The sequence below is a fragment of the Pseudomonas sp. GM41(2012) genome (genome assembly GCF_000282315.2).
Classification (GTDB): Bacteria; Pseudomonadota; Gammaproteobacteria; order Pseudomonadales; family Pseudomonadaceae; genus Aquipseudomonas.
Genome location: NZ_AKJN02000007.1, coordinates 318,388 through 330,276, shown reverse-complemented (window position 1 = coordinate 330,276; position 11,889 = coordinate 318,388). Strand labels below are relative to the sequence as shown.

9 protein-coding genes are annotated in these 11,889 nt (G+C 60.1%); 3 read left to right on the top strand and 6 right to left on the bottom strand.

The window, feature by feature from the left end; all coding sequences use genetic code 11:
• Positions 1-106 precede the first annotated feature (106 nt).
• Positions 107-1,027, bottom strand: coding sequence for a LysR substrate-binding domain-containing protein (locus PMI27_RS12980; protein ID WP_008150208.1), 921 nt, complete (start codon positions 1,025-1,027; stop codon positions 107-109).
• A 158-nt stretch (positions 1,028-1,185) separates the two neighbouring features.
• Between PMI27_RS12980 and PMI27_RS12985 the strand changes: the two genes are divergently transcribed.
• Entirely contained in the window at positions 1,186-2,583 is a 1,398-nt protein-coding gene (locus tag PMI27_RS12985; RefSeq protein ID WP_008150206.1) for a NorM family multidrug efflux MATE transporter, read from the top strand.
• A 106-nt stretch (positions 2,584-2,689) separates the two neighbouring features.
• On the opposite strand, the gene PMI27_RS12990 is transcribed toward PMI27_RS12985, so the two are convergent.
• Complete coding sequence (locus tag PMI27_RS12990) at positions 2,690-4,363, bottom strand: putative bifunctional diguanylate cyclase/phosphodiesterase (protein WP_008150205.1); 1,674 nt, start codon at positions 4,361-4,363, stop codon at positions 2,690-2,692.
• Between the two features lie 263 nt (positions 4,364-4,626).
• Here PMI27_RS12990 and rep point away from each other — a divergent pair, with 263 nt between their 5' ends.
• Positions 4,627-6,636, top strand: coding sequence for a DNA helicase Rep (gene rep, locus PMI27_RS12995; RefSeq protein ID WP_008150203.1), 2,010 nt, complete (start codon positions 4,627-4,629; stop codon positions 6,634-6,636).
• 56 nt (positions 6,637-6,692) lie between these two features.
• Positions 6,693-7,265 (top strand): xanthine phosphoribosyltransferase, encoded by a 573-nt coding sequence (locus tag PMI27_RS13000; protein ID WP_008150200.1) that lies wholly within the window; start codon positions 6,693-6,695, stop codon positions 7,263-7,265.
• A gap of 156 nt (positions 7,266-7,421) precedes the next feature.
• Here the strand turns inward: PMI27_RS13000 and PMI27_RS13005 are convergent, their stop codons facing one another.
• From PMI27_RS13005 to alr, 4 genes are all read right to left on the bottom strand, one after another.
• A complete protein-coding gene (locus PMI27_RS13005) occupies positions 7,422-9,344 on the bottom strand; it encodes an acetyl-CoA hydrolase/transferase C-terminal domain-containing protein (RefSeq protein WP_008150198.1) in 1,923 nt (640 codons plus the stop codon).
• Positions 9,345-9,478: 134 nt separating this feature from the next.
• Positions 9,479-9,895, bottom strand: a complete 417-nt coding sequence (locus tag PMI27_RS13010; RefSeq protein ID WP_033053381.1) for a c-type cytochrome — start codon at positions 9,893-9,895, stop codon at positions 9,479-9,481.
• Positions 9,896-10,076: 181 nt separating this feature from the next.
• Positions 10,077-10,625, bottom strand: a complete 549-nt coding sequence (locus PMI27_RS13015) for a cupin domain-containing protein (RefSeq protein ID WP_008150195.1) — start codon at positions 10,623-10,625, stop codon at positions 10,077-10,079.
• 126 nt (positions 10,626-10,751) lie between these two features.
• Positions 10,752-11,825 carry an alanine racemase gene (alr, locus tag PMI27_RS13020; protein ID WP_008150193.1) on the bottom strand — a complete coding sequence of 358 codons (1,074 nt, stop codon included), beginning with the start codon at positions 11,823-11,825 and terminating at the stop codon, positions 10,752-10,754.
• Between the last annotated feature and the right edge of the window lie 64 nt (positions 11,826-11,889).

Sequence of the window (11,889 nt, the reverse complement as noted above, 5' to 3'; positions counted from 1 at the left end):
TCGAACCTGCACGAAGGTTCCACCTGCATTTTCGGCGGAAAATCGGAATACTTGAGTAATTAACCGGGATATGGCTCAAGGCCGCCATTGCGGCGGCTCTATCGATTCAGCCCAAGTGTTGAACGTCGGGCAATTCCATTGCTCGGGCTTCGCCTTGCAGGAAGTCGCTGAGCCTGCGCAAACGTTCACCTCCGGGGCGGGTTTTCGGCCAGACCAGGTAATATTTCTCACCGCTGGCGACGGCCGTCGGCCACGGCAGACTCAGACGTCCCTGAGCCACATCTTCCGCCACCATCAGCAGATCGCCCATGGACACGCCATAACCTCGTGCGGCGGCGATCATGCCCAGTTCCAGCGTGTCGAACACCTGCCCGCCCTTGAGCGACACCTGATCCGCCAGCCCCATGCGTTCCAGCCAACTGCGCCAGTCGCGACGGTCCGGTGTCGGGTGCAGCAGTTCGGCATTGGCCAGCCGTGCGACATCCCACGGTTGATCCTGCAGAAGATTCGGCGCGCCGACTGGAATCAGCTCTTCCGGGAACAGGAAACTCGTCTCCCAGTCCGGTGGGAAATTTCCGTTGCTGAGGATGACGGCGCAGTCGAACGGCTCATGGTTGAAGTCCACCGAGTCGACGTCCATCCAGGCGCTGGTCAATTGCACCTCGTTGCCCGGTTGCAGGTGCCGAAAGCGGCTGAGCCGTGCCAGCAGCCAACGCATGGTCAGGGTCGACGGTGCTTTCATGCGCAGGATGTCATCTTCGGCGCGCAAGGTATTGCAGGCCCGCTCCAGGGCGGTGAAGCCTTCGCGAATGCCGGGCAGGATCAACCGCGCCGACTCGGTCAGTTGCAGATTGCGCCCACTGCGGTGAAACAGCCGACAGGCAAAATGCTCTTCTAGCGTACGAATGTGTCGGCTGACCGCACTTTGGGTGATCGACAGTTCTTCGGCCGCACGGGTAAACGAACTGTGCCGCGCCGCCGCTTCGAATGCGCGCAGGGCATACAAGGGAGGAAGACGACGGGACATTCGGAAAGCTCCTATAGCGGGATTCGGTCACCCTAGCAGAAACTTCCAGCATGAGTTTGAATCATGCAACCCATCCTTTTTATCCCTTTGTGCAAACCCCGTAGAGCGCCGAGAATCGACGCTTTCCTGTCCCTCTTTAATTACCGAGCGTGATGACCATGCAGCATCCAGCACGTACCGAACTCTGGGCCATCCTGCGGCTGGCGGGGCCGTTGATTGCCTCGCAGTTGGCGCACATGCTGATGGTCCTCACCGACACTTTGATGATGGCGCGCCTGAGTCCCGAAGCGCTGGCCGGTGGCGGCCTGGGCGCAGCAACTTATTCGTTCGTGTCGATCTTCTGCATTGGCGTGATCGCCGCGGTCGGCACCCTGGTGGCGATCCGTCAGGGTGCCGGCGACATCGTCGGCGCCGCCAGGCTGACCCAGGCCGGGTTATGGCTGGCGTGGTTGATGGCGTTGGTGGCCGGGCTGCTGCTGTGGAACCTCAAACCGGTGTTGCTGCTGTTCGGCCAGACCGAAACCAATGTCCACGCGGCCGGGCAGTTCCTGCTGATCCTGCCGTTCGCCCTGCCCGGCTACCTGAGCTTCATGGCCTTGCGCGGCTTCACCAGCGCCATCGGCCGGGCAACCCCGGTGATGGTCATCAGCCTCGGCGGCACCGTGGCTAACTTCCTGCTCAATTACGCATTGATTACCGGCATGTTCGGCCTGCCGAAACTGGGGCTGATGGGCATCGGGCTGGTCACCGCTGTTGTCGCCAACTGCATGGCGCTGGCGCTGGCCTGGCACATCCGTCGGCATCCGGCCTACGACGCTTATCCCTTGCGCCAAGGCCTGTCGCGGCCTGACCGTCAGTATCTGAAGGAACTGTGGCGCCTGGGCCTGCCGATTGGTGGTACCTACGCGGTGGAAGTCGGACTGTTTGCGTTCGCCGCGCTGTGCATGGGCACCATGGGCAGTACGCAAATGGGCGCACACCAGATCGCCCTGCAAATCGTCTCGGTGGCGTTCATGATTCCGGCGGGGATTTCCTATGCGATCACCATGCGCATCGGGCAGCACTACGGCGCCGGGCAGCTGCTGAATGCGCGGCTGGCCGGACGGGTCGGCATCGCTTTCGGCGCGGCGGCGATGCTTGCCTTCGCCATGGTCTTCTGGTTGCTGCCGAATCAGTTGATCGGTTTGTTCCTGGACCACAACGACCCGGCGTTTCGCGATGTCATCAACCTGGCCGTGAGCCTGTTGGCGGTCGCCGCGTGGTTCGAGCTGTTCGACGGCACGCAAACCATCGCCATGGGCTGCATTCGCGGGCTCAAGGATGCCAAGACCACGTTCCTCGTGGGTTTGGGCTGTTATTGGCTGATTGGCGCGCCAGCCGCCTGGTGGATGGCCTTCCATTTGAATTGGGGGCCGACGGGTGTCTGGTGGGGATTGGCGCTGGGGCTGGCGTGTGCGGCGGTGAGCCTGACGTGGGCGTTTGAGTGGAAGATGAAGCGGATGATTCGGCAGGAGCCATCGTCAGGGGCAAGTTTCCAAATCGCTCAGCCAGACTGAGATCCCTGTAGGAGCAAGGCTTGCCCGCGATGAACGATAACGCGGTGTGCCTGCAAGACCGTGTCGCCTGCATCGCGGGCAAGCCTTGCTTCCTACAGGATCCTCGTTAGTTCACGACTTCCTGGGCGGGCTGCTGACTGCTACCGAACGTAAGGTACTCAACCAACTCCGCCAGCGGCAACGGCTTGCTGATCAGATAGCCCTGCACCTGATCGCAGCCAAACCCGCGCAACAGATCCAGTTGCTCCGGCGTTTCTACGCCCTCGGCGACCACTTCAAGATTGAGGTTGTGCGCCAGATTGATCATCGCGTGGACCAGTTTGCGATTCTCTTCGCGCTGTTCCATGCCGCCGACAAAGCTCTTATCGATCTTCAGCAAGGTAATCGGCAGGCTGTTGAGGTGCACAAACGAAGAGAACCCGGTGCCGAAATCATCGAGGGAGAAGCGCACACCCAGACGCCCCAACGCATCCATGGTCTGCTTCACCAGATCGCTGCGGCGCATCACCGCGGTTTCAGTCAGTTCGAACTCCAGCCATTGCGCCTCGACACCGCGCTCGGCAATCAGCCGGCTCAGAGTCGACAACAATTGGCTGTCCTGAAACTGCCGGAACGACAGGTTGATCGCCATGTGCAACGCCGGCAAACCCCGTTCGCGCAACGCTTGCATGTCGCGCAGGGCGCGGGAAATCACCCAGTAACCGAGCGGCACAATCAAGCCGCTTTGCTCGGCCAGCGGCACGAATTCGCTCGGTGGCAGCAAGCCGCGCTCGCCATGACGCCAGCGCACCAAGGCTTCGAGGCCGACGATCTGCCCGTCCTCTAGGTTCAGGCGAGGCTGGTAATGCAGTTCCAGTTCATCCCGACGCAACGCCCGGCGCAGCTCGCTTTCGAGATCGGCCATGCTGCGGGCATTGCGATTGATGCGTTCGTTGAAGATGTGAAAGGTACAGCCCTGAGTACTTTTGGCTTGTTGCATGGCGATGTGTGCGTGCCACATCAATGGGTCGGCGCCGGCCTGCGCTCGTGCGTGAGCGATGCCGAGGCTGGAACCGATCAACAGGCTTTCGCCGTCGACCCAATAGGGTTCGGACAGGGCTTCGGTAATGCGTTCGGCCATCCATTCGGCGCGCTGAGGCGCACGGCGGGTGTCGATCAGCAGGGCGAACTCATCACTGCCCAGTCGGGCCAACTGATCGCTGGCCTCAAGCTGGCTTTTCAGCCGCGCGACCACCTGCAGGATCAACCGGTCACCGGCCTGGTGGCCGAGGGCATCGTTGGCGTGACGGAAGTTGTCGAGATCAAGGTGACCGAGGGCCAGGCCGCGGCCGTCGTTTTCCGCCAGGCGTGCTGCCAGCAAGGTCTGGAAACCCTGGCGGTTGGCGATGCCGGTCAGCGGGTCTTGCTCGGCCAGGCGCTGCAGGGTGTTTTCCAGCAGGCCACGTTCGCGCACATGCCGCAGGCACCGGCGCAACATGCCGGGATCGAGTACATCGCGCACCAGCCAGTCACTCACCCCATCGGGCGGCGACAGCGGCTCATGTTCGAGCAGCAATACCGTCGGCAGGCTGCAACGGCCAGGTAGAGGTTGAAGCGCTGGAATCGTCAACAACACCGCACCGCGGTTGTCATCGAACAGACTGCTGACCGACTCCCAGCTCGGCGCGCTGATCAGCACGGTCGAGCTCCCCATCGGAGCCAGGCACTCGCGCAACAACGCTGCCCACGCTGGCTCTTCGGCCAGTAGCAGCAAACGCAAGGGTTCGACAGGCGTAGACAAGCTAGCTCCCTAGACTCTGCAAAGATGTAGGCGGCGGGCATTATGCAGCGCCGGTAACCAATGACCAAATGACCTCGGTTATCAAACGCGGCTTTGTATCTTGAATAACGAACAATAGACGCACATTCATCGCGCATCCTGCGTGAAAGTATCAAAACCGGCAAATATAGATAGCGTGCTGCGTCACAAGTCGGAGAGAGCAGCACAATTCGCTGAGCCTGTTAAAATGCCGGCCCATTTCGCAAACGACTCCCTGATTTCGTATGTCCCGACTCAATCCCCGGCAGCAAGAAGCCGTGAGCTACGTCGGCGGCCCTCTTTTGGTGCTCGCCGGTGCAGGCTCCGGCAAGACCAGCGTGATCACCCGCAAAATTGCGCATCTGATCCAGAACTGTGGCATCCGCGCCCAGTACATCGTCGCCATGACCTTTACCAACAAGGCCGCGCGCGAGATGAAGGAACGGGTCGGCACCCTGCTCAAGGGCGGCGAAGGCCGCGGCCTGACCGTCTGCACCTTCCACAATCTGGGCCTGAACATCATCCGCAAGGAACACGTGCGGCTGGGCTACAAGCCGGGTTTCTCGATCTTCGACGAGACCGACGTCAAAGCCCTGATGACCGACATCATGCAGAAGGAATACTCGGGCGACGACGGCGTCGACGAGATCAAGAACATGATCGGCTCGTGGAAGAACGACCTGATCCTGCCGCCCGAAGCCCTGGAAAACGCGCGCAACCCCAAGGAACAGACCGCCGCCATCGTCTACACCCACTATCAGCGCACGCTCAAGGCGTTCAACGCGGTGGACTTCGACGACCTGATCCTGCTGCCGGTGAAGCTGTTCCAGGAACACGCCGACATCCTCGAAAAATGGCAGAACAAAGTCCGCTACCTGCTGGTGGACGAATACCAGGACACCAACGCCAGCCAGTATTTGCTGGTGAAATTGCTCATCGGCATACGCAACCAGTTCACCGTGGTGGGCGATGACGACCAGTCGATCTACGCCTGGCGCGGCGCCCGGCCGGAAAACCTGATGCTGCTCAAGGACGATTACCCGTCCCTGAAAGTGGTGATGCTGGAGCAAAACTATCGCTCCACCAGCCGCATCCTGCGCTGCGCCAACGTGCTGATCTCGAACAACCCGCACGAATTCGAAAAGCAGCTGTGGAGCGAGATGGGCCACGGCGACGAGATCCGCGTAATCCGTTGCCGCAACGAAGACGCCGAAGCCGAGCGCGTGGCCGTGGAACTGCTGACCCTGCACTTGCGCACGGATCGGCCCTACAGCGATTTTGCGATCCTGTATCGCGGTAACTACCAGGCCAAGCTGATCGAGCTGAAGCTGCAACACCACCAGATTCCGTATCGCCTGTCCGGCGGCAACAGCTTTTTCGGACGTCAGGAAGTGAAAGACCTGATGGCCTACTTCCGCCTGATCGTGAACCCGGACGACGACAACGCCTTCCTGCGGGTGATCAACGTCCCACGTCGGGAGATCGGCTCGACCACGCTGGAAAAGCTTGGCAACTACGCCACCGAACGCAAAATCTCGATGTACGCCGCCACCGACGAAATCGGTCTGGGCGAGCATCTGGATACGCGCTTCACCGATCGTCTGTCGCGCTTCAAGCGCTTCATGGACAAAGTCCGCGAGCAATGCGCCGGTGAAGACCCGATCTCGGCGCTGCGCAGCATGGTCATGGACATCGACTACGAGAACTGGCTGCGCACCAACAGTTCCAGCGACAAGGCCGCCGATTACCGCATGGGTAACGTCTGGTTCCTGATCGAGGCGTTGAAGAACACCCTCGAAAAAGACGAAGAAGGCGAGATGACCGTCGAAGACGCCATCGGCAAACTCGTCCTGCGCGACATGCTCGAACGTCAGCAGGAAGAGGAAGACGGTGCCGAAGGTGTGCAGATGATGACCCTGCACGCCTCCAAGGGTCTGGAATTCCCTTACGTGTTCATCATGGGCATGGAAGAGGAAATCCTTCCGCACCGTTCCAGTATCGAAGCCGACACCATCGAAGAAGAACGTCGCTTGGCCTACGTCGGAATTACCCGAGCGCGTCAGACGCTGGCCTTCACCTTCGCCGCCAAGCGTAAGCAATACGGCGAGATCATCGATTGTGCGCCGAGCCGCTTCCTCGATGAGCTGCCACCGGACGACCTGGCTTGGGAAGGCACCGACGACACGCCCGTTGAAGTCAAAGCCGTTCGCGGCAATACCGCATTGGCAGATATACGCGCGATGTTAAAGCGCTAGAATCGACTACTTTTTAACCAGCCTTAGACGCATAGCCGTCCTTAGAGGAACGCTTCATGGAAGCACTGCACAAGAAAATTCGCGAAGAAGGCATCGTGCTTTCCGACCAGGTCCTGAAAGTCGACGCCTTTCTGAACCACCAGATCGACCCGGCCCTGATGAAGCTGATCGGCGACGAATTCGCCTCGCTGTTCAAGGATTCGGGCATCACCAAGATCGTCACCATCGAAGCCTCGGGCATCGCGCCGGCGATCATGACCGGTCTGAACCTCGGCGTACCGGTGATTTTTGCGCGCAAGCATCAGTCCCTGACCCTGACCGAAAACCTGCTGTCGGCGACCGTTTACTCGTTCACCAAGCAGACCGAAAGCACCGTGGCGATCTCCCCGCGCCACCTGACCAGCAGCGATCGCGTGCTGATCATCGATGACTTTTTGGCCAACGGTAAGGCGTCGCAAGCGCTGATCTCGATCATCAAACAGGCCGGCGCGACTGTGGCGGGTTTGGGGATCGTGATCGAGAAGTCGTTCCAGGGCGGCCGTGCGGAACTGGATGCGCAGGGTTATCGCGTTGAATCCCTGGCCCGCGTTCAATCGCTGGCTGGCGGCGTCGTAACCTTCATCGAATAAAAGCCACACTGCACATGATCGCACCGCAAACCCTGTAGGAGCCGAGCTTGCTCGCGATTAGGGCCTAACATTCAACATCAATGTTGACTGTCCCGACGCCATCGTCGGATCGCCGCCCGGAGCAAGCTCGGCTCCTACAGGGTTTTGTGTTGGCTGTTATTGCGCGGTGGCTTTCAGGCCGGTGAGCAGTAGCCGTTGAAACAAATCCTCTTTCAGCCCTTCCGGGTTGGTCAGCTGCATCCGCTCCAGGTGCATCGGAAATTCCGAAGGCTCCGGCGCATCCAGCGCTGCCTTGCCCAGTTCCAGAATCTCCGTGAGCTTGAATTTGCTCTTCAGCCAGTTCAGCGCCCGCAATAGATCCTTCTCCTCAGCGCTGAAATCACAGCCCAACGGATATTCCGGAAACAACTGCGGATGCCGCGCCTGAATGGCCTGCAAGCGCTGCGGGCTGTTGTCGGCGAACCTTGGATCAATACGGAAACTCTTCGGCAACTTGCCGACGGCCTGAGCCTGTTCGATCAACCCCGGCTGGAAACGCGAGTCGCTGATGTTCAGCAACGCCTCGATCACCGCCGCGTCGGTCTTGCCCCGCAGGTCGGCGATGCCGTACTCGGTGACCACGATGTCTCGCAAGTGTCGCGGGATCGTGCAATGGCCGTACTCCCAGACAATGTTCGAACTGACCTCACCGCCTGATTCGCGCCAGCTGCGCAGAAGCAACACCGAACGCGCCCCTTCCAGTGCATGTCCTTGTGCAACGAAGTTGTACTGCCCGCCGACACCGCTGAGTACTCGCCCGCCTTCGAGCTGATCGGCCACGCCTGCACCCAGCAAGGTCATGGTGAACACGGTGTTGATGAAACGCGCATCGAGGCGCTGCAAGCGTTTGAGTTCTTCCTGACCGTAGAGCTCGTTGATGTAGCTGATGCGGGTCATGTTGAATTCGAGCCGCTTGCTCTGCGGCAACTCGCGCAGGCGCTCATAGAAACTGCGCGGGCCAAGGAAGAAACCGCCATGCACCGAGATGCCGTCAGTCTGCGCGGCTTCATCCAGCGTGCCGGCATTGGCTTGTTGCTGGGTCGGCACATCGGGGTAGACCTTGCGCCGCACGATCCCGGCGTCAGCTAGCACCAGCAAGCCGTTGACGAACATTTCGCTGCAACCGTAAAGGCCCTTGGCGAAAGGTTCGACGCCACCTTCGCGGTCGATGAGTTGCGCCCACTGGCTGAGATTCACCTCCGCCAGCAACGCCTTGTAACCGTCATTGTCGGCCTGCCGCGCCAGCAGCGCAGCAGTCAGGGCATCACCCATGGCGCCGATGCCGATCTGTAAAGTGCCGCCGTCGCGCACCAGCGTGCTGGCGTGCAACCCGATGAAGTGATCCTGGAAACCCACCGGCATGTTCGGCGTGGAGAACAGCGTGGTGCTGTCCTTCTCGTCGATCAACAGGTCGAACGTGTCGATAGCGATTTCGGCATCGCCCGGCATGTACGGCAAATCGTTGTGCACCTGGCCCACCAGCAAGATCGTCTCCCCCGCTGCCCGACGCTTGGCGATCATGGGGAACAGGTCGAGGGTGATGTCCGGGTTGCAGCTCAGGCTCAGGCGGTCGGGGTGCTCGCTGTGGCTCGCCACCAATTGCGCCACCAGGTTCAACCCGGCGGCGTTGATGTCCCGCGCGGCGTGGCTGTAATTGCTACTGACGTAATCCTGCTGGGCCTGTGCGCTGTGAAGCAAGCTGCCGGGCTGCATGAAGAATTGCTGGATATGAATGTTGGGCGGCAGGCTGTCGCGATGCAGGTCGGCCAGGAAATCCAGTTCCGGATAATCGCCAAAAACCCGCTCGATGAAGGGCTCGAGAAAGCGCTTTTGCAAACCGTCGCCCAAGGAAGGACGGCCCAGGCACAGGGCGGTGTAGATCGTCAGCTGCCGCTCGGGCAACTGCGCGATGCGTTGAAACAGCGCGTTGACGAAGTGGTTGGGTTTGCCCAGACCGAGGGGCAGGCCCATGTGGATATGCGCCGGCAACCGTGCCAGGACATCATCGACCGCTTGCTCGATAGAACACAGCTGGACCATCTGATCCTCCCTTACATTCCGTGAATTGGGGTTGGACCGAGCTTGCCGGGTCTTTGCTGCAATGAACAGTCTCAGGCGTAAATCGCAGGCACAAAAAAGCCGCTCGAAAGCGGCTTTTTGATGAAGATGAAGGCTTATTTCAGGCCGGACATCTTCTGGATGGCGCCTTTGAGTTCGGCGTCTGCGCAATCGGCGCAGGTGCCTTTTGGAGGCATTGCATTGAGGCCGGAGATGGCTTTCGCCAGCAAGCCGTCAACACCGCCTTCCTTCTTGGCGCGCTCGCCCCAGGCTGCGGCATCACCGATTTTCGGCGCGCCCAACAGGCCGGTGCCGTGGCAAGCGTTGCAATGTTTGGCAATCACTTCGTCAGGCGTTTTGGCACCACCACCGCCGCCAGCAGAAGCAGCGACTTCCATCCCCTTGCACTCTTTACCCTGAACGCAAACCTGGCCGACTGGCTCAAGGCGTTTAGCAATATCGTCGTTGGTCGCAGCTTGTGCGCTGACTGCCCAAAGGGCCAATACGGTTGCTGGTACGGCCAGCATTTTCATAATTAGATTCACGCGTTCACCCTCAATGGTGGCTAGTCACGCCCACGGCCACGGTTCGCAGGCGGGCGCAAGTATAACGGTAAGCCCGCCACACTGAAACAACCCTAAAGTCGAAGGGGTCTTATGCGTGGCGGAAAAACAACTCGGGCACCTGCGCAATGCTCGCGGGATGCCTCTTTTATTAGAAATTCGCTGGAGTAGCTGCGCTGATTAGTCGCGCTGGCGCATCGAACGGATTACGGAAACGGTGCGGTTTTGTACTTTCAAAGTAGTAGCTGTCGCCGGCTTCGAGCACAAAAGTTTCAAGCCCTACCACCAGTTCGAGTCGACCTTCGAGCAGAATCCCGGTTTCCTCGCCCTCATGGGTGAGCATCTCGTCACCGGTGTCGGCGCCTGGCGGATAGATTTCATTGAGGAACGCGATGGCCCGGCTCGGATGAGCCCTGCCGACCAGTTTCATGGTCACTGCGCCATCGGAAATATCGATCAGCTCGTTGGCTTTGTAGACGATCTGAGTCGGTTTTTCCTGCAGGATCTCTTCGGAAAAGAACTCGACCATGGACATGGGAATCCCGCCCAATACTTTCCTCAGCGAACTGATCGAGGGGCTGACGCTGTTCTTCTCGATCATCGAAATGGTGCTGTTGGTGACGCCCGCGCGTTTGGCGAGTTCACGCTGGGAAAGTCCTTTGAGCTTACGGATGGATTGCAGTCGTTCACCGACGTCCAATGCTGGAGCCTCCAGGGATTCAGGTTGTAGGAATATGAGCGTTATCATGGCGACAGCGTTCAGTATTTACAACACTTGGACCTGAATCCTGTTCGGTGAAGCGACTTTCGGTCGGGGCGCTTTGACCTAAGCCCCGGAATAGAGCATTGGCACCCGACGCAGGTTGCAGAAGATCTGGTAAGGAATCGTGCCTGCGGCCGCGGCCACGTCGCTGGCGAGAATGTTTTTGCCCCACAATTCGACGGTCGAACCGAGGCCGGCTTGCGGCACATCGGTCAGGTCGATGCAGAGCATGTCCATCGACACCCGGCCAATCAACTGGCTGCGCTGCCCGGCGACCATCACTGGCGTACCGGTCGGTGCCTGACGTGGATAGCCATCGGCGTAACCCATGGCCACCACGCCCACGCGCATCGGTTTCTGGGTGATGAATTTGGCGCCGTAACCGATCGGCTCGCCGGCCGGCAGTTCACGCACGCAAATCACTTTCGATTCGAGGGTCATCACCGGTTGCAGGCGGGACGCCACGGCATTGGCCTCTTCAAACGGAGTCGCGCCGTAGAGCATGATGCCCGGGCGAACCCAGTCACTTGGAATCTGCGGCCAACCGAGCACTGCCGGCGAATTGCGCAGGCTGACCTCGGCCGACAAGCCCTGACGCGCCGCTTCGAACACCGCGACCTGCTCGATACTGGCCTGACTGTGCAGCTCATCGGCCCGGGCGAAGTGGCTCATCAGAACAATCTTCGCCACCTTGCCACTGGCCAGCAGTCGTTGATAGCCCGCCTGATAATCCTTTGGATGCAAGCCCACCCGATGCATGCCCGAATCGAGTTTGAGCCAGACCGTGATCGGCTTGCTCAGTGCAGCGTTCTCGATGGCTTCGAGCTGCCACAGCGAATGCACCACACACCAGAAATCATGCTCGACGATCAGTGACAACTCATCGGCTTCGAAAAAACCTTCCAGCAACAACACCGGCGCACGAATGCCCGCGGCTCGCAGCTCCAGGGCCTCCTCAATACAGGCCACGGCAAAACCGTCTGCCTCGGCTTCCAGCGCCTGGGCGCAACGCACCGCGCCATGGCCGTAGGCATCGGCCTTGATCACCGCGAGGGCCTTGGCCCCCGTGACTTCACGGGCGATTTGGTAGTTGTGACGCAGGGCTTGAAGGTCGATCAGGGCACGGGCTGGACGCATGGCGGCAGACTTCTAGGCGGTCATGGGAAGAAAAACCGGCGCTGGCTGACGGCGTGAACCGCCA